The sequence below is a fragment of the Rhodoferax antarcticus ANT.BR genome (assembly GCF_001938565.1).
Lineage (GTDB): Bacteria > Pseudomonadota > Gammaproteobacteria > Burkholderiales > Burkholderiaceae_C > Rhodoferax > Rhodoferax antarcticus.
In genome coordinates this window covers 138,331-155,770 of record NZ_MSYM01000008.1, presented here as the reverse complement: position 1 = coordinate 155,770, position 17,440 = coordinate 138,331, and the positions used below count along the sequence as shown (strand labels likewise).

Here is a 17,440-nt window from a genome sequence, read left to right as displayed (position 1 = left end):
AGGGCATCTTTTTGTAATGCTGACGATTATGCGCGTTGGGGTAGGTGGGGCTGTAAGGTTGCCATCAAGGCGCGCAGGGCAATGGGCTTGGTCAAAAAGTCATTCATGCCCACGGCCAGGCAGCGTTGGCGGTCTTCTTCAAAGGCATCGGCCGTGAGGGCAATGATGGGTGTGTGCGGTTGGCCGGCTTGCGCTTGCCACTGCCGGATGGCGATGGTGGCTGTGTAGCCGTCCATCACTGGCATCTGCAAATCCATCAGGATGACATCAAAACGCCCGCCGTTCTGTATGCGCAGCAGGGCCTCCTGCCCGTCATGCGAGACAGCCACCGTCACGCCCGTTTGCGCCAGCAGCCCCTTGATCACCATGCGGTTCACCGCGTTGTCTTCCACCACCAGAACCCGACCCTGCAGAGCCGGTGTCACCTGGTTGCTTGGCGCTGCAGAATCGGCTTGGCGGGCCGCAAGTGGGCCAATTGCCACCGGTGGCTGCGATGGCGGGCCGTCAGCCAGAACTTCGCAGCGCACCCGAAACCAGAAGCGCGTGCCTTGGCCCAGCTGGCTGTCCACCCCGACCTCGCCGCCCAGCAACTTTGCCAGACTGCTGACAATCGATAGCCCCAGCCCGCTGCCACCAAACTCCCGGGTGGTGCTGCTGTCAGTCTGCGAAAACGGTTTGAACAGCAAGTCGAGCTTGTCCGCTGCAATGCCTGGCCCGGTGTCGGTCACGGCAAACTCCAGCAGGGCGCTGCCGCCTGTCTGCGCGACCTCGCTGGCCTGCACCTGGACCTGCCCGGCAGCGGTGAACTTGATGGCGTTGCCCGCCAGGTTGGCCAGCATCTGGCGCAGCCGGTGCCCGTCGGTGCGGTAGCGTCGCATGGTGGGGCCTTGCCAGGTGCAGGTGAGTGTGAGTGACTTGTTTTTGGCCGCCCCGGAAAACAGCGCCTGGGTTTGCGCCAGCAACTCGGCCGGGTCGACCTCGGTCAGGTCCAGCTGGAATTTACCGGCCTCGATCTTGGACAGATCAAGGATGTCGTTGAGCAGCCCCAGCAGCGACTGGCCCGAGCTCAGTACGGTGCGCGCGTAGTCCAGCCGGTCGCGCTCGCTTAAGCGCGGGGTCAGCAGCAGTTGCGCCATGCCCAGGATACCGTTCATCGGCGTGCGGATCTCGTGGCTCATCATGGCCAGAAAGCGGCTCTTGGCCAGGTTGGCGGTTTCTGCCTCGTTTTTCGCATGTCGCAGTTCTGCGGCGGCCGCGGCCTGACTTTGCAGGGCCAGCAGGTGGTTGTTGTAGCCCTGAATCAGCTGGGCAATTTCCTCGGTGGCTTTGCCTATGGGCAGCGGCACCTGCTGTGCAGAGTGGTTGGCAATTTGCCCAAAGCCCAGCGACACCGCCCGTATCGGGGACACCACGCTGCGCGTGAAGGCCCAGGCCAGTGCCAGCACCGCCAGCACGGCCAGCAGTACCAGCCCCAGGGTGAAGACGGCCAACTGGTTGACCTTCTGCGTCAGCAAATAGCTGGGCTTGATCACCGCCAGCATGTCTTGCTGGTTGTGCGCGGGTATCACCTGCATCAGCACATTCTGGCCGTCCAGCACCAGCCGGGGCACCGCTACTGGCGAGCGCATCAGCGCCAGTAGCGCTGGTAGCACTGGCTGGCCAAACTGGCGCGGGTCGGAATGCAGGGTGATGCGGCCTTGTGCATCGACCCCCATGAGCTGGCTTGCGGGCGCCAGCGGTGCGCCTTGCAAAAAGCTGTTCATGAGGTCGTTATTGAGGCTGATTACCAGCACGCCCACCGCATCCGATTTGCCGGTGACGGGCGAAAAGTGCTGGATCACCCGGGTGACGCTGATGGCTTTTTTCGCCTCCGAGCGCGTGTTGATATTGTCAAACACGCCGCGCCACAGGGTCGGTGTGCTGGCAGCGCTGGCTTCTTGCAGCAGTTGGCTCACCTGGGCGGTGTTTACCGGGCTGACGTCGAGCGTTTCACCCACCTGAAAACGGGCCCCATGGCGGGAAAACACGTTGATCGACACCAGCCCTTTGACGCGCACATAGCTGTTAAGGATGTAGCCAATGCGCGCGCGCAACTCCAACGCATTGAAGGCATCGGCAGACTGCTCGTCGGCGCGCCTGAGCGCCTGACCGACCTCGGCATTACCGGCCACGCTGGCCGCCAGATCCGCGACTTGGTCCTGGTACAGGTTGAAATAAGAGGCAAAACTTGACAGCAGGCGGGTGTTTTCCACCTCGGCCTGTTCGGTGACGATGCGCTTGGACATTTCAAAGGCGATGGCACCCAGCAAAATCAGCGGCAACACCCCTGCAGCCAGCAGGAAGCCGATCAGCTTGACGGTGGAGCCAGAGCGCCTTTTCACGCCAAAGACCACCCGTTATGGGAGGTTGCCCGCGGTGACGAGCTGGGTGTCAATGGTGGTGATGTTGGGCACGCTGCTGCCCTGGGTGAGTCGCAGCGCCAGCGCCACGCCCTGGTAACCCTGCTCGCTGGCCTGTTGGTCCACGGTGGCGGCCAGGCGCTGATTGCGAATCTCGGCAATAGCCTCGTCCAGGGCGTCAAAACCGGCGACCTTGACCCCCGGACGCTGACTTTCCTGCAGGTATTTGAGGGCACCGATGGCCATGACATCGTTGGCGGCAAACAGCAGCTTGATTTGCGGATGCTGGGCAAACATCTGCTGGGTGACGGTGTAGGCCTCGTCAATCTTCCAGTTGGCAGTTTCGGAGGCCACCAGCGTGATCTTCGGGTTCTCAGTGAAGGCGCGCCGGGCACCGGCGGCGCGCTGCTGGGCATTGTCAGCACTGCGGATGCCTTCCAGAATGGCGGCCTGAGTGGGGCTGGTGATGCCCTCAGCCAGGAACTTGCCGACCTTGTAGGCACCGGCTTCGTTGTCTACGCTGACAAACGGCACGGGGGCCATGCCCGCTTGTTTGACGGCCTCGGGGTCCAGCCGGTTGTCGATGTTGACGATACTGATGCCCGCATCACGCGCCTTTTTCAGCGCCGGAATCAGCCGTTGCGAATCGCCTGGGGCGATGACGATGGCATTCACTTTGGCCGCAATCAGGTCTTCGACGAGCTGGATTTGCTGCTCAATCGAGGTTTCCTGGGCAGCGGTTTTGACGGTGAGGCTAATGCCAAGTTCGTTCTCGGCGCGCCGGGCGCCTTTTTCCATCTCGACAAAGAACGGGTTGGTCAGCGTTTTCATGACCAGCCCCACCTCTTTTTTGACCAGCGGCGCAGATGCTGGCGCAGCAGCCTGTGGCGGCGAATTCACGCTAGGCCCAGACGACTGGCCGCAGCCCATCAGGCCGATGCTGAGCAATACCGGGGGCAAAAAGTGCAGGATATTCATGAAGGGCTTTCAGGAAAAAATTTGGTCCTTGCCGACTAGCGCGCAAAGCGCATTGGACACCTCAAGTGTTAGGGCTCGTGAGGTCATAAGCTGTGCATTTGGGTGTCGGCTTTGGGATGCAGTGCTCGGCGCAAAGCGTGCCGTTTAGTTCTGCTAAACAAACGATTTGGAACGACGCAATGCGCCCAAAGCTGACAAGACAAACGTGCATGTTATGGCGAACGTTTCGGGTTACGCCGTCGCCCAATGGGTGTGCCCGGGTCTACCAGGCAGGTGGAGCTGCGCTTCTGAGGGTGCTGACTCGGCCAGCAGCTGGCCGCGCTTGAAGACCTTCAGCCGGGTGGCGCGCAGGCGCAGGGCTTCTACCGGGCTGCGCGCTTGTAGCAGGCAAAAGTCGGCATGGCAGCCGACCTCCAGGCCATATTTTTCGAGTCCCATGACGCGCGCGGCGTTGCGCGTGACCGCATCAAAACATTGGTGCATGGCGGCCTGGCTGGTCATTTGCGCCACATGCAGGCCCATATGAGCGACTTCGAGCATGTCACCTGAGCCCAAGCTGTACCACGGGTCCATCACGCAGTCGTGGCCAAAGGCGACGTTGATGCCGGCGCCCAGCAGCTCGGGCACACGCGTCATGCCACGGCGCTTGGGGTAGCTGTCATGGCGGCCTTGCAAGGTGATGTTGATCAGCGGGTTGGCCACAGCGTGCAACTGCGCTTCAGCCATCAGCGCGATGAGTTTTGACACGTAATAGTTGTCCATGCTGTGCATGCTGGTCAAATGCGATCCGGTGACGCGGCCGTGCAGACCCAGGCGCTGCGTCTCGAACGCCAGGGTTTCGACGTGGCGCGAGAGCGGGTCATCCGACTCGTCGCAGTGCATGTCCACCCGCAGGCCGCGTTCGGCGGCCAGTTCACACAGCAGTTTGACGCTGGCAGCGCCGTCCTGCATGGTGCGCTCAAAGTGGGGGATGCCACCGACCACGTCCACACCCTTGTCGAGTGCGCGTTTCAGGTTGGCCAGCGCGCTGGGGGAGCGCAGCACGCCGTCTTGCGGAAATGCCACCAGTTGCAGGTCGATGTAGGGTGCCACCTGCCGCTTGACCTCCAGCAGTGCGTCCACCGCCAGCAAACGGTCGTCACATACATCTACATGCGTGCGAATGGCCAGCAGGCCCTTGGCCACCGCCCAATCGCAGTAGGCCAGCGCGCGTTCGATCAGGGCTTCTTGGGTGAGCAGCGGTTTGAGTTCGCCCCAAACTGCAATGCCCTCTAACAGCGTGCCTGACTGGTTGATGCGCGGCAGCCCGTAAGAGAGCGTGGCGTCCATGTGAAAGTGCGCATCGACAAACGGCGTGCTCAGCAGGTAGCCCTGCGCGTCCAGCGTTTGCTGCGCGGGCGCTTGCAGGCCAGCGGCCACGGCGACGATCTGGCCGGCTTGCACCGCCACTGACATGCCGCTGCGAGCGTCGGGCAGGGTGGCGTTGTGAATCAATAAGTCCAACATGACGCAAAATGAAATACTATCTTTAAAAGAGCAATAGACCTTTGTTAGTCAAGGTCTGCAGGGCTACTGGCCTTAAATCTCTGAAAACCGATGGGAGTCGACATCAGCGCTGAGGCAGATTCGACGCGGTTGCGGCCCAGGCCTTTGGCACGGGTTAGCGCCGATTCGGCGGCAATGAACAGGCTCTCGGCGGTGTCAGCGTGGTCTGGAAACACCGCCACGCCGAAGCTGCAGGTCAGCGCGGGCAGGCCAGCGATATCGTCCCAGTTGATGGCGGCAATCTTGCTGCGCAGCTTTTCAGCCAGGTGAAGCAAGTCTGGCTCGGGGGTGTCGGTGCACAGCAACAGAAACTCTTCGCCGCCGCACCGAGACAGGTCGTCGGTGCTGCGGACCTCGCCAGCAATCGTCTGCGCCACACGCCGCAACACTTTGTCGCCGACAGCATGGCCAAAGTCGTCGTTGACGCTCTTGAAGTTGTCAATGTCCAAAAAGCACAAGCCCAGGGGAATTTCCAGCCGGTGGCACAAGTCCACCTGGCGGCCCAGCAGCAAGTCGCATTCGCGCCGGTTATGCAGGCCGGTGAGTGTGTCGTGCGAGGCCATGGCCTGCAGGGTGAGTTCGATGGTTTTCTTGTCGGTAATGTTGTGCACCATGCCGATCATGCGGGCGGGTTGGCCGTTGGCATCGCGCTCGCAAATACGCCCTCGGTCATGCACCCACAGGTAATGACCGCTGCGGTTGCGCAGCCGGTATTCGGCGTTAAAGCGGCTGCGCTGACCGTCAATATGCTCTTGTTTCGCGCGGTTCACCCACAGGCTATCTTCCGGGTGCACCTTGCTGAGCCAAGTCTCCAGTGTGGCTTTTATCTCATGCGGGCCATAACCCAGCATACGCGCCAGTTGCGGGCTGAAATACACCTCGTTGGTCAGCAGGTTCCAGTCCCACAAACCGTCAGAGGCTTCGTTCAGGGCGTAGCGCAGTTGGGCGTCGCGGCTATGCAGGTCGCGCTCCAGCGCCTGGCGCTGGCTGATATTGCGGGTCGTCGACAGGAAATACTCGCGCCCGTCGTGCACGAAGTGGCTGATGTGGAGTTGTACCGGCACGCTGCTACCAGACGGGTGGCGGTGCTCACCAATATGGACAAAGTTGTCGCTGGCGCGAATGGCCTGGCTCATGCTGCGCCACTGGTCAGGGCCTGCCACACCGGTTTGCAGGCTGAGCACCGATTGGCCCAGCACCTCGCTGCGTTGCCGGCCGAGATGCGTCAGTGCCGCGTCGTTGCAATCGAGGATGTGGGCGGAGTCAGGATCAATCAAAAACACCGCATCGGGCAGATGTTTGAACAGGGCTGTGCACAGCCCGTGGGGCATTGGCATGATGAATAGTCTCGGAACGTCGAGTGATAGGCGAGGGCGGGATCGCCGAAAGGATGAATTAAACACCAATCGGTGTGACGGTTGGGCGTAGCGGTACTGAACGCTCCTCTTTAAATAGCTTGTGGCGCTTATTGAACGTGGGCTAGAGGCTGATTTATGTGTTATTTCACGGGTACTGGCGGGCAACGTGGAGCACGGCCAGCGCGGTGACCGTTGTTTCATTTTGCTGCAGCAAAACGATGTAGTTCGGATGCGCAACCAATTCCCACGTGCCTGCTTTGCGGCCCCGGCGGCGGGGAAAGTTGGGATCGGCCAGTTTTTCAACTTGTTCGTCGACCAGTTGCCACAGCTCAAACGCGGCCTGCGGGTCTGAGGGTGCGATGAACTCGGCAATGCTATCTAGGTCGTCCACATAGCGGGGCAAGCGCCGCACGCGCAGCAGCTTGCTCACAGCCCCAACCGTTGTTTGAGCCCGGCCAACCGCTGGGTGCGAATCTGTGGCCAATCTTCGGGCTCAATGGCGGGCCGGGGGTCGTCTAGGGCGGCCTGCACCTTGGCATGAAACCAGCGGTCGTAGTCGGCGTCGGCCTGCGCGGCTTCGTGGGCGGCTTTGAGCGCTGCGCTGCGGTCCGGGCGGGGAACTTTTTCCAGCGCGTGGGCTTCGGGGTGCCAGTCGGTGGTGTCGATGCGGCACTCGTGCAGGCCGATGCCGCGCAGCAGTTGCAGGGCTTTGCGCGGATCGGCAAAGCGGCGCGGCTGCTTGCGGGTGGTGACCATGATCGCCTCGCCGCTGCGGGTTTGAATACTGACCACAAACGCCGCACCGTCGCCGCGCAGGGTCACGTCGGTCACGCCACCGCAGAGTGTTGCGGCCTTGAGTTGCGCAAAGTTCAGGGTGTGCATCATGGGGCTTTCAGCTGTTGGATGGCGCTAGTTTAATAATTATTGGCGTATCAAATAATAGTTAGTTGCTATTCGGCATCGCTTTCAGCATTTTCATGCCCTGACCCCCGGCTCTATCCCAACGGGGCTAGCGCTCGCCTTTGCGGTAGGGTTTCATCAGCGCCTGCGGCTAGCTGGCCTTGCGGGCCACCAGGAGGCAAACACCACCAGCGCCACGCAAATCCACCCGCGGCCATTGACCATGTTGAAAAAGGGGTATTCGTAAAACCGTGTTGGAACGAGGTTTCATAAGACGCTAGTAATAGCTGGAATAAATCGTAAAACAGTGTTGCATTTCGTGGCGTAATTCGCTATGATTCAACCATTAGAAAATCGTAAATACTTATTGGCGCATCATGTTGCATCGGCACCTTAACCACCAGCGATTCACCCTCGCCGCCATCGACGACGTGATTTCGCGTGGGCGTTGGCGGGACTGGGCTGATCTGCGTCGGGCAGCTCTGAACGACCTATCGTTACTCGACAAAGTTCAGCGCATTTGTCGCCCATACGTTGCTGACCCTTACGCACAGCGCTACCACTTCTGGATGCACTATGTTGAAGAACACCAAACAACTTCCTGATTGGGAGCTTGTCCTTTCGTCTGCCGCACGACTCCAACGCATCATCCCTGATGCGGTGCTAGTGGGCGGAACAGCATCCGCCATCCATGCAGAACACAGGTTCTCGCGGGACGCGGACCACATCCTGACTGATCTTCGCTTTCGATTTGATGATGTTTTCGCCGAACTGGAATCAGTTGCCGGGTGGAAGACTGCCCGTGTCAATCGTCCGGTGCTGATCCTCGGAAGTCTTGATGGAATTGAGACTGGGATACGACAGTTGTACCGAGACGAACCTTTAGAAACAACGGTGCTCGACTACCACGGTCAAATATTAACCGTGCCCACCGAGGGAGAGATTCTCCGCATAAAAGGAATTTTGATTCTCAAGCGCAACGCAACACGGGATTACCTTGACTTCGTTGCATTGGCAGATCACATAGGTGACAACGGCGTTGCACTTGCGTTGCAATCGTTTGATCGGTTGTACTGTCAATCCAGCGGTGAATCTCCTTTGCAGCAATTGCAAGTTCAACTCGCCAACGCCGTTCCATACGACTTGGAGGAAACTGAACTGAGCGAGTACAAGAGCCTTGATCCGCGCTGGCATGACTGGGGCGCGGTCAAAGCAGCTTGCTCGCACGTTGCCACGGTAATTTTTGATCGAGTGTGCGATTTGGAAGCTGACCGTTCCGACGATTACGGGATGGAGCCATGAGCTACCTTAGAGATGTACAGCGAGCCACATGGCGCGTCCTTCCCGATGGATGAGCACGCCGCCTCCCTGATCGTTCTGCATGAGTTTGCCGAGCCATTTGGCGGCAATGGCAGTGCCGCATACGGCGACCATCACTTTGAATACATGCGCCGGGACTGACGATGCCCGCGAACATCCTGAACCTCCCCCAATACCGGGTACTGCGGGTCGAAGAATCGGAACACGACTACCACATCACCACCGAGCCAGTAGCAGCCACCAAGGCGTGTCCACACTGCCAGTCAGATCGTCTGACCTCGTGGGGCACCCGTGAGCAGGTGTTCAAAGACATGCCGATGCACGGCAAGCGTGTTGGCCTCTATATCGACACCAAGCGTTTGCGTTGCCAGTCATGCAGCAAGACCTTCTCGCAGGTGCTCCCGCTGCTGGCCGAGAACCGGATGATGACCGAGCGGCTGATGCAGTGGATCGGCAAGCAGTCCCTAAAGCGCACCTTCACTTCACTGGCTGAGGAAACCGGCGTAGTCGAAGGCACGATCCGCAATATCTTCCGAGATTGCGTCAAAGAGCTGGGAAAAACGGTTCGTTTCGAGACTCCAAAATGGATGGGCATTGATGAGATTGATCTCATCAAACCGCGCTGTGTCATTACCAATATCCAGAACAACACTATCGTGGACATGCTGGTGAACCGGAACAAGGACACGGTGGCCAAGTACCTGACCCGGATGGCCCAGCATGACAAGGTGCAGTTCGTGGCGATGGACATGTGGACACCATACCGTGATGCGGTATCTGCGGTCATGCCGCAAGCCAAGATAGTGATCGACAAGTTCCACGTTGTCAGAATGGCGAACGACGCTATGGAGAAAGCCCGCAAAGGCTTGCGGGCGCAACTGACATTAGCACAGAGACGCGGCTTGATGCACGACCGCTTTGTGTTGCTCAAGCGTGAGCGTGATCTGAACGACAAAGAGCGCTTGAATCTGGATGGTTGGACAAAGAACTATCCGGTGCTGGGCGAAGCGTACAGGCTCAAGGAGGCTTTCTACGGCATCTATGAAGGGCTGGGCAGCAAGGAAGAGGTGCTAACGCGCTATGCGGCTTGGCACCGGGATGTTTCGCCGGAAATCCAACCCTACTTCGCTGACCTAATTCGGGCGTTCACCAATTGGCAGCCATGGATTCTGAATTACTTCGACCACCAAGTCACGAACGCATATACCGAATCACTGAACAGCTTGATTCGGGTAATGGACAGGATGGGTCGGGGTTACAGCTTTGAAGCTCTGAGAGCCAAAATTCTTTACACCGAAGGCGTTCACGCCAACAAACAGGCAAGGCCGAAGTTTGAAAGGAAGCGCGAACCTGCGCTGGTGGGCGTTGGAATGGGTGTACCGGATGAGGCGATGGGCTATGGCCTGCCAACGATCAAGTCGCCGAAAGTCGCTGACCAACACCGGCACGTTGGCCCAGCAAAGAACTACGGTGCAAACATTTCAACACTGACTCGCTTGATAGAAGCCGGGAAGCTTTAAGTGGTTTACAGCACGGTTTTACGAATACCCCAAAAAAGTAACGATTCACTCGTCCATCAAGCGCATGGGTCCCTGCGGGGGTCAAGTTAGAGAACCAAACAGACGCGCAGTTTGGCAACTTCACAGACATTGAGCGGGTCGTACCTTAAACCACCCCAGCGCGCTGCAGCATCGCATGCAGCAGCACATTGCAGCCTGCGGTGATGTGCTCCGGCGTGGCGCTCTCGATCTCGTTGTGGCTGATGCCGTTCAGGCAGGGGATGAAGATCATGCCGGTGGGTGCCAGCTTCGCCATGTAGACCGCGTCGTGCCCGGCGCCGCTGACCACCGGCATGTTGCTGTAACCCAGCTTGGCGGCGGCCTTGGCCACGGCGTTTTTGCAGTCGTCGTGAAAAGCCTGTGCCGGGTAGCTGGAAACTATCTCGATCTTCACGTCCAGCCCAGTTTTAGCGCTCAGACTGGCAGCAAAGGCTTTTACCTCGTCGGCCATCCGGTCCACCAGCGCGTCGGTGGCGTTGCGCAGGTCGATGCTGAATTTGACGGTGCCGGGAATCACGTTGCGGCTGTTCGGAAACACCTGCACCATGCCCACCGTGCCACGTCCGTGTGGTTGATGGCGCATGGCCGTAGCCACCACCTCTTGCATGATGTGCGTGGCGATCTGCAGCGCATCTTTACGCAGCGCCATCGGCGTTGGGCCCGCATGGGCCTCCATGCCGGTCACGGTGCAGTCAAACCAGCGGATGCCCAGCACGCCTTGCACCACGCCGATGGTCACGTTGTTGTCTTCAAGCACCGGGCCTTGTTCGATGTGGGTCTCAAAAAAAGCGCCAATCGGGTGATCGCCGGGTTCCTGCTCGCCGATGTAGCCAATGCGCGCCAGTTCGTCACCGACCGATTTGCCGTCAATGTCTTTGGCTGCGTAGGCATGTTCCAGCGTGAAGGCCTTGGCGAACACGCCCGAGCCCATCATCACCGGCACAAAGCGCGAGCCTTCCTCGTTGGTCCAGAAGCTCACCTCAACAGGCGCTTCGGTTTCGATATTGTGGTCGTTCAAGGTGCGCATGACTTCCAGCCCGGCCAGCACGCCGTAGTTGCCATCAAACTTGCCGCCAGTAGGCTGGGTGTCGATGTGGCTGCCGGTGACGATCGGGGGTAAAGCGTTGCTGCGTCCCGGGCGGCGCATGAAGCCGTTGCCGATTTTGTCGATCGTCACAGTCAGGCCAGCTTCACGGGCCCATTTGGTGACCAGGTCGCGGCCTTGTTTGTCTAGGTCGGTCAGGGTTAAGCGGCAGACACCACCTTTTGGGGTTTCGCCGATTTTGGCGAGCGCCATCAGGCTGTCCCAGAGGCGTTGGCCGTTGATGCGCAGGGCACTGAGGTCTAGAGTTGTGGTTGTCATGTCAATTTCCTCTGTTGCTGTGATGTGAGGCTTGTGAGTGTTTTTGCCCGCTTAGGCAGGGTGGGCTTTGCTGGCGCGTGCTTGCCATTCCCGGCCAGCAGGCGCAGACGATTCGCAAGATGCCTCGCTCACCAGGGCGCAACCCGGCCAACAGGCGCTGCCGGGCACACCAGCGAGTGCAGCTTCAAAAGGTTTCATGCCCGAGTGCCCGCAGTGCAAACAGCTAAAAACTTAGCGCTTCACCGCCGTCTGTGCCGTCACATCTGCGCGCAACTTGCTCGCCGTGAAGTTGGCGTTGAACGCAGGCCGTTTGACATAGCGCCCCACGCCGCGTTGCGCCCGCAAATCGCCTTGCACAAACACCAGCTTGCCTTGGCTTAGGGTGTGGCTGGGGATGCCGGTGACGGTGCGGCCTTCAAAGACGTTGAAGTCGCCCTTGCTGAACTGCGTCTTGGCGGACAGGGTTTTGCTGCCGGTTGGGTCCCAAACCACCAAGTCAGCGTCGGCGCCCACGCTCACGCTGCCTTTTTGCGGGTACAGGTTAAACAGCTTGGCGGCGTTGGCCGAGGTCACGGCGACGAACTCGCTGGGTGTCAGGCGCCCGGTGTTGACGCCTTCATCCCAGACCACGGCCATGCGTTCTTCGACACCGCCGCAGCCGTTGGGGATTTTGGCGAAATTGTCTTGCCCCGCGCCTTTTTGGCTGGCGCAAAAGGTGCAGTGGTCGGTGGCGGTGGTGTGCAGGTTGCCACTCTGCAGGCCGCGCCACAGCGCTTCCTGATGCGCCTTCGGTCGAAACGGCGGGCTCATCACATGGGCGGCGGCGGTCGCAAAGTCGGGGTGGCGGTAGACGCTGTCGTCAATCGTCAGGTGCCCAGCGAGCACCTCACCATAGACGCGTTGACCCCGGGCGCGGGCGCGGGCAATGGCTTCGGCAGATTCGATGCACGACACATGCACGATGTAGATTGGCACATTGAGCACCTCGGCAATGGCAATGGCGCGGTTGGCGGCTTCGCCCTCGACCACCGGCGGACGCGACAGCGGGTGGCCCTCAGGCCCGGTGATGCCACGGTCCAGCACCTGCTGCTGCAGCAGGAACACGAGTTCGCCGTTTTCGGCGTGCACGGTGGGCATGGCACCCAGCTCCAGGGCGCGGCTGAAGCTGTTCACCAGCGTTTCGTCGTCACACATGATGGCGTTTTTATAGGCCATGAAGTGTTTGAAGCTGTTCACGCCTTCCTGCTGCACCAGCGTGCCCATGTCGCGTTTGACCGATTCGTCCCACCAGGTTACGGCGACGTGAAAGCCGTAGTCAGACGCTGATTTTTCAGCCCAGCCGCGCCAGGTCTGATACGCCTCCATCAAGGATTGCTGCGGGTTGGGTATAACGAAATCGATGATGCTGGTGGTGCCACCGGCTAGTCCCGCAGCGGTGCCGGTGAAGAAGTCGTCCATGGTGGTGGTGCCCATGAACGGCAGCTGCATATGGGTGTGCGGGTCGATGCCGCCGGGCATGACGTACTGGCCACCAGCGTCCACCACCTGCGCGCCCGCGGGTGCCTGCAGGTCGGGGCCAACCGCGACTATTCTGCCGTCTTGCGTCAATACATCGGCTTTGAAAGCCTGGTCGGCGTTGACCACGGTGCCGCCTCGGATCAGGATACTGCTCATTGAATGCTCCTTAATAAATAGCTACTAGCGCATAACTGACAAGGGCTAGAGGCTGATTTGACATAAATGTTTGGCAAGCCAGGAAACGCATCAAACCGCGTTGTAGCTCGGTCACAGGCGTGCCATATTACGCCGCCACACGCCCCGGGTTGTTGGCGTGGGTGGTCCAGTCGGCATGGCTGGCCAGCACGGTTTTGCCGGTGCGCATATCTGTTTCACCGGGTGCCAAGGTGCGCAGGGTGATGCAGTCAGGCACCGGGCACACCAGCGTGCACAGGTTGCAGCCCACGCATTCGTCCTCTTTCACCTCAAAGTGACGCTTGCCGTCTTTCTCAAAGGTGATGGCCTGGTGGCTGGTGTCTTCGCAGGCAATGTGGCAGCGCCCGCACTCAATGCAAGTGTCTTGGTTGATGACGGCCTTGCTGATGTGGTTGAGGTTGAGGTACTTCCAGTCCGACACGCTCGGGATGGCTTTGCCACGGAAGTCTTCGATAGAGGTGAACCCCATCTCGTCCATGTAGTTGGACAAGCCGTCGGTCATCTCCTGCACAATTTTGAAGCCATACACCATGGCGGCGGTGCAGACCTGCACATTGCCCGCGCCCAGTGCGATGTAATCAAACGCATCGCGCCAGGTGGTGACGCCGCCGATGCCTGAGATGGGCAAACCGGCGGTCTGCGGGTCACGCGCGATCTCAGCCACCATGTTCAGCGCAATTGGTTTCACCGCCGGGCCGCAGTAACCGCCGTGCGAGCCTTTGCCGCCGGTAGATGGCGCCATGGTCAGGCTGTAAGGGTCTACGCCCATGATGGAGTTGATGGTGTTGATCAGGCTCACTGCATCGGCCCCACCGTGTTTGGCGGCGCGCGCAGGCAGACGGATGTCGGTGATGTTGGGCGTGAGTTTGACGATGACGGGCAGGCGGCTGTACTGCTTGCACCAGTGCGTCACCATCTGGATGTATTCGGGCACCTGGCCCACGGCAGCACCCATGCCGCGCTCACTCATGCCGTGCGGGCAGCCAAAGTTGAGCTCAATGCCGTCACAGCCGGTGTCTTCCACACGTGGCAGGATGGCACGCCAGGCGTCTTCATTGCAGGGCACCATCAGCGAGACCACCATCGCGCGGTCGGGCCACAGGCGCTTGACTTCGGTGATCTCTTTCAGATTCAGCGCCAGATCGCGGTCGGTGATGAGCTCGATGTTGTTAAAGCCGGTCAACCGGCGGTCTGGTGTGAGCAGCGCGCCATAACGCGGGCCGTTCACATTGACGATGGGTGGGCCTTCCTCGCCCAGCGTCTTCCAGACCACGCCACCCCAACCGGCTTCAAATGCGCGGTTGACGTTGGTGGCCTTGTCGGTGGGCGGGGCGCTGGCCAACCAAAACGGGTTGGGGCTGGAGATGCCGATGAAGTGGGTTGTTAAATTGGCCATGGTCTGCTTTCAAATCTGATTGCTGCACTATGCATAGCGTCTTGCGCTTGTTACATAAGGGCTAGAGCCTGTTTTTATTTATAACTGGTGGTCAGTTTAGGCGGCACCAGCCGGGCTCACGCACTGAGCTGGGCGTGAATCGCCTGCGCGGACAGCTTTCCGTGCTGCACCGCTTGCACCGTCAGGTCCAACCCGCCGGCGCGGCAGTCGCCACCGGCCCACACGCCGCGCTGGCTGGTCTGGCCGTTGGCATCGGTGGCGATGCGTCCGTCCTGCAAGTCAAAGTCGGCCTTCGCCAGCAGCGCGTTGCCCAGCGTCTGGCCGATGGCTTTGAGCACCATATCGGCTTCGATCACCAGCACTTCGCCAGTGGCTACCAGCTTGCCGCCCGCCATTTTTTGCCGGGCAAAGCGCACGCCACCGGCGTATTTGGGGTCGAAAGTATTGGGCATGACCTCCACCGGGGAAAGCCAGTGGTGGATGACCACGCCATTGATCTGCGCCCACTCCTGCTCGGCCTTGGAGGCACTCATCGCCTGCGGCCCGCGCCGGTAAACCATGTGCACCTCTTGCGCGCCCAGCAGCTTGGCCTGCACCGCAGCGTCCACCGCAGTCATGCCGCCGCCAATCACCACCACCTGGCGGCCCACCGGCAGGGTAGACAAATCTTCCGCCTGGCGCAGCGTCGCAATGAAGTCCACCGCGTCCTGCACACCGTACAGCCCCTCACCCGGCACGCCAAGCTGGTGCGTGTTGGGCAGGCCCATGCCCAGGAACAGGGCGTCAAAGTCCTGCCGTAGTGCGTTCAGTTGCACCACCGTTTGCAGCTTCCAGCCATGGTGAAACTCGATGCCGCCAATGCCCAGCAGCCATTGCACCTCGGCCTGGGCAAAGTTGTCGGGCGTTTTGTAGCTGGCCAGGCCGTATTCGTTGAGGCCACCGGCTTTCGGTTTGGCATCAAAAATGACCACGTTGTGGCCCAGTTTGGCCAGCGTGTGGGCGCAGGACAGCCCGGCTGGGCCGGCGCCGACCACGGCAATCTTCTTGCCGGTGCTTGGTGCACGGCCGAAGATTTGCGGTTGCGCGCTGTCCATCAGCGCATCGACCGCGTGGCGCTGCAGCCTGCCAATGGCCACCGGCTTGCCTTCTTGGGTGTTGCGCACGCACACTGCTTCACACAGGTTTTCGGTGGGGCAGACGCGGGCACACATGCCGCCCAGCGGGTTGGCCTCCAGAATGGCACGGGCTGCGCCGCGCAGGTTGCTGTCGCCAATGCGTTTGATGAACGACGGCACATCAATGTGCGTTGGGCAGGCAGTGGCGCACGGCGCGTCAAAGCAGTACAGGCAGCGCTCGGCTTCCAGCACGGCCTGGGCGCGGGTCAGGCGCGGCGTGGCGTCGGCAAAGCGCTGGGCGTAGTCAGCCGCTTCCAGGCGGGCGGGGCGAATATCAGGGGCAAGGGACAAAGACACGCTAGCAGTTCCTTTTGGTAAATCTGACCGTTTGGTCAGGTTCAGGATTTATGCTAGCAAGCCACGTGCCACGCTGTCTCTAGGGGTTAGCCCGAAGCCGCGATGTTGGCGCCAACAGGCGGTGCTGCGCGCGCAAAAAGCGCGCCAAGGTGTCTTAAGAGTGGGTCAGATGCCCGTGGTGATGTGGCTGGTGATGCGGCTGATGATGCAGCAGGTGTGCCACCCCTTGGGTGAGGTGTGTCCAGCCGAGCGAAAGTAATTTCGCTATCGCGTCAGACCGGTCTTGGCGAGCTTGGCGGATGAGGGCTTCGATCTCGATATCGCTGTATTGCATGATGAGTGATCCTTTAACAACAGGCGCTCTTTTTGAGAGCATGGTGCTACGATAACTGCGCTATTGCGTTGCAACAAACGATCAATTCTCACCCAACAGAGCACAAAACCTCATCCATGGCCTACCGCCTGCCACCCTTGGCCGCACTGCGCGCTTTTGAAGCCGCAGCGCGCCACCTGAGTTTCAAGCTGGCCGCTGCTGAGTTGTCGGTCACACCCACTGCGGTCAGTCACCAGATCAAGCTGTTGGAAGAATTTCTGGGTGTGCCACTGTTTCACCGGTTAACTCGCGCGCTCACCCTCACAACCCAGGGGCTGGCCATGCTGCCCAAGGTGCGCGAAGGCCTGGCGTGTTTTGCCGCTGCGGTTGAGAGCGTGCATGACCAAGCGGTTGAGGGCAAGCTGATCGTTGTCTTGCCACCCTCTTTTGCCACCCGCTGGCTGGTGCCCAGACTCAAGCGGTTTGCCCAAGCCGAGCCCACGCTGAAACTGCAGGTAATTCGCTCGGCGGGTGCCATTGACGGTGACCAGTGGCAAGGGCTGATCGGCCTGGAGCCTGTGGATACGCGTCAGGATGACTCTAGGGTGACCATTCGGTTTGGCACCGGCGTCTACCCCGGTTTTCAGGTCGACCGCATGTTTGGCTCGGACTACATTGCCGTCTGCAGCCCCAAACTGCTGGAGGCGGGCCCGCCTCTGCGCACACCACAAGACACGCTGCTGCATGTGCGCCTGCACAATGATGAAAGTGACAGCGACCATGCCGTTCCAGGCTGGGAAGAGTGGTTCAGGCTGGCTGGGGTGAAGCCTGTTGATGTCTCGGCAGGACCGCATTTCAGCGATGCCGGTCTGGTCTATGTCGCAGTGCTGGACGGCCTGGGCCTGGCCCTGGCCTCCAAGCCGCTGGTGGCCACTGCCATGGCACAAGGTCGGCTGGTGGCACCTTTTGACCTGGCTTTGACGCAACGCTTTGCTTATTACCTGGTGATTCCCGAGGCGTTTGCCAACCGGCCCGCTGTGCTGGCGTTCAGGGCCTGGTTGCTGGAGGAAGCCGGGGCACAAGATTTGCCAAGCCTTATTTGCTATGATTAAAGTAGCTATCGG

The 17,440-nt window shown here is 60.2% G+C and carries 15 protein-coding genes and 1 pseudogene; 4 read left to right on the top strand and 12 right to left on the bottom strand.

What is annotated here, in order from left to right; translation table 11 throughout:
* Positions 1–26: 26 nt before the first annotated feature.
* The 7 genes and pseudogenes from BLL52_RS05670 to BLL52_RS20280 form a co-directional block, all read right to left on the bottom strand.
* The gene (locus BLL52_RS05670) at positions 27–2,381 is read right to left on the bottom strand and encodes a hybrid sensor histidine kinase/response regulator (protein ID WP_075585731.1); all 2,355 of its coding nucleotides are present in this window, start codon (positions 2,379–2,381) and stop codon (positions 27–29) included.
* 15 nt (positions 2,382–2,396) lie between these two features.
* Positions 2,397–3,377 (bottom strand): sugar ABC transporter substrate-binding protein, encoded by a 981-nt coding sequence (locus tag BLL52_RS05665; RefSeq protein ID WP_075585730.1) that lies wholly within the window; start codon positions 3,375–3,377, stop codon positions 2,397–2,399.
* A 231-nt stretch (positions 3,378–3,608) separates the two neighbouring features.
* Positions 3,609–4,883 (bottom strand): amidohydrolase family protein, encoded by a 1,275-nt coding sequence (locus BLL52_RS05660; protein WP_075585729.1) that lies wholly within the window; start codon positions 4,881–4,883, stop codon positions 3,609–3,611.
* Between the two features lie 44 nt (positions 4,884–4,927).
* Positions 4,928–6,259: a sensor domain-containing diguanylate cyclase gene (locus BLL52_RS05655; RefSeq protein ID WP_075585728.1), complete on the bottom strand. Its 1,332-nt coding sequence runs from the start codon at positions 6,257–6,259 to the stop codon at positions 4,928–4,930.
* A gap of 166 nt (positions 6,260–6,425) precedes the next feature.
* Positions 6,426–6,710 carry a type II toxin-antitoxin system RelE/ParE family toxin gene (locus tag BLL52_RS05650; RefSeq protein WP_083633804.1) on the bottom strand — a complete coding sequence of 95 codons (285 nt, stop codon included), beginning with the start codon at positions 6,708–6,710 and terminating at the stop codon, positions 6,426–6,428.
* Positions 6,707–7,165, bottom strand: a complete 459-nt coding sequence (locus tag BLL52_RS05645) for an antitoxin PaaA2 family protein (RefSeq protein ID WP_083633803.1) — start codon at positions 7,163–7,165, stop codon at positions 6,707–6,709. The genes BLL52_RS05650 and BLL52_RS05645 overlap by 4 nt, the downstream gene beginning before the upstream one ends.
* Positions 7,166–7,339: 174 nt before the next feature.
* A pseudogene (locus BLL52_RS20280) lies at positions 7,340–7,414 on the bottom strand (ABC transporter permease); the annotation flags it as partial.
* Between the two features lie 342 nt (positions 7,415–7,756).
* Here BLL52_RS20280 and BLL52_RS05635 point away from each other — a divergent pair.
* The 3 genes from BLL52_RS05635 to BLL52_RS05625 are packed head-to-tail and all read left to right on the top strand — an operon-like array spanning position 7,757 to position 10,020.
* Positions 7,757–8,482, top strand: a complete 726-nt coding sequence (locus tag BLL52_RS05635; protein ID WP_075585726.1) for a hypothetical protein — start codon at positions 7,757–7,759, stop codon at positions 8,480–8,482.
* A gap of 12 nt (positions 8,483–8,494) precedes the next feature.
* Positions 8,495–8,641, top strand: coding sequence for a hypothetical protein (locus BLL52_RS05630; RefSeq protein ID WP_198930597.1), 147 nt, complete (start codon positions 8,495–8,497; stop codon positions 8,639–8,641).
* 2 nt (positions 8,642–8,643) lie between these two features.
* Positions 8,644–10,020: an ISL3 family transposase gene (locus tag BLL52_RS05625; RefSeq protein ID WP_075585725.1), complete on the top strand. Its 1,377-nt coding sequence runs from the start codon at positions 8,644–8,646 to the stop codon at positions 10,018–10,020.
* A gap of 145 nt (positions 10,021–10,165) precedes the next feature.
* Here the strand turns inward: BLL52_RS05625 and BLL52_RS05620 are convergent, their stop codons facing one another.
* The 5 genes from BLL52_RS05620 to BLL52_RS20275 form a co-directional block, all read right to left on the bottom strand.
* A complete protein-coding gene (locus BLL52_RS05620; protein ID WP_075585724.1) occupies positions 10,166–11,422 on the bottom strand; it encodes a Zn-dependent hydrolase in 1,257 nt (418 codons plus the stop codon).
* A gap of 231 nt (positions 11,423–11,653) precedes the next feature.
* Positions 11,654–13,096: a dihydropyrimidinase gene (hydA, locus tag BLL52_RS05615; RefSeq protein ID WP_075585723.1), complete on the bottom strand. Its 1,443-nt coding sequence runs from the start codon at positions 13,094–13,096 to the stop codon at positions 11,654–11,656.
* Between the two features lie 127 nt (positions 13,097–13,223).
* Complete coding sequence (preA, locus tag BLL52_RS05610; protein ID WP_075585722.1) at positions 13,224–14,531, bottom strand: NAD-dependent dihydropyrimidine dehydrogenase subunit PreA; 1,308 nt, start codon at positions 14,529–14,531, stop codon at positions 13,224–13,226.
* Positions 14,532–14,647: 116 nt separating this feature from the next.
* Entirely contained in the window at positions 14,648–16,003 is a 1,356-nt protein-coding gene (locus tag BLL52_RS05605) for an NAD(P)-dependent oxidoreductase (RefSeq protein ID WP_075585721.1), read from the bottom strand.
* 154 nt (positions 16,004–16,157) lie between these two features.
* The gene (locus BLL52_RS20275) at positions 16,158–16,337 is read right to left on the bottom strand and encodes a hypothetical protein (RefSeq protein ID WP_139313311.1); all 180 of its coding nucleotides are present in this window, start codon (positions 16,335–16,337) and stop codon (positions 16,158–16,160) included.
* A 116-nt stretch (positions 16,338–16,453) separates the two neighbouring features.
* On the opposite strand from BLL52_RS20275, the gene BLL52_RS21740 reads away from it, so the two are divergent.
* Positions 16,454–17,428 (top strand): LysR substrate-binding domain-containing protein, encoded by a 975-nt coding sequence (locus BLL52_RS21740; RefSeq protein WP_075585720.1) that lies wholly within the window; start codon positions 16,454–16,456, stop codon positions 17,426–17,428.
* Positions 17,429–17,440: the final 12 nt, after the last annotated feature.

Bases quoted from the DNA above. Each gene is read 5' to 3' on its own strand.
- BLL52_RS05665 (WP_075585730.1), bottom strand. From the start codon at position 3,377: ATGAATATCCTGCACTTTTTGCCCCCGGTATTGCTCAGCATCGGCCTG.
- BLL52_RS05660 (WP_075585729.1), bottom strand. From the start codon at position 4,883: ATGTTGGACTTATTGATTCACAACGCCACCCTGCCCGACGCTCGCAGC.
- BLL52_RS05655 (WP_075585728.1), bottom strand. From the start codon at position 6,259: ATGCCAATGCCCCACGGGCTGTGCACAGCCCTGTTCAAACATCTGCCC.
- BLL52_RS05645 (WP_083633803.1), bottom strand. From the start codon at position 7,165: ATGATGCACACCCTGAACTTTGCGCAACTCAAGGCCGCAACACTCTGC.
- BLL52_RS05635 (WP_075585726.1), top strand. From the start codon at position 7,757: ATGTTGAAGAACACCAAACAACTTCCTGATTGGGAGCTTGTCCTTTCG.
- BLL52_RS05630 (WP_198930597.1), top strand. From the start codon at position 8,495: ATGTACAGCGAGCCACATGGCGCGTCCTTCCCGATGGATGAGCACGCC.
- BLL52_RS05625 (WP_075585725.1), top strand. From the start codon at position 8,644: ATGCCCGCGAACATCCTGAACCTCCCCCAATACCGGGTACTGCGGGTC.
- BLL52_RS05620 (WP_075585724.1), bottom strand. From the start codon at position 11,422: ATGACAACCACAACTCTAGACCTCAGTGCCCTGCGCATCAACGGCCAA.
- hydA (WP_075585723.1), bottom strand. From the start codon at position 13,096: ATGAGCAGTATCCTGATCCGAGGCGGCACCGTGGTCAACGCCGACCAG.
- preA (WP_075585722.1), bottom strand. From the start codon at position 14,531: ATGGCCAATTTAACAACCCACTTCATCGGCATCTCCAGCCCCAACCCG.
- BLL52_RS20275 (WP_139313311.1), bottom strand. From the start codon at position 16,337: ATGCAATACAGCGATATCGAGATCGAAGCCCTCATCCGCCAAGCTCGC.
- BLL52_RS21740 (WP_075585720.1), top strand. From the start codon at position 16,454: ATGGCCTACCGCCTGCCACCCTTGGCCGCACTGCGCGCTTTTGAAGCC.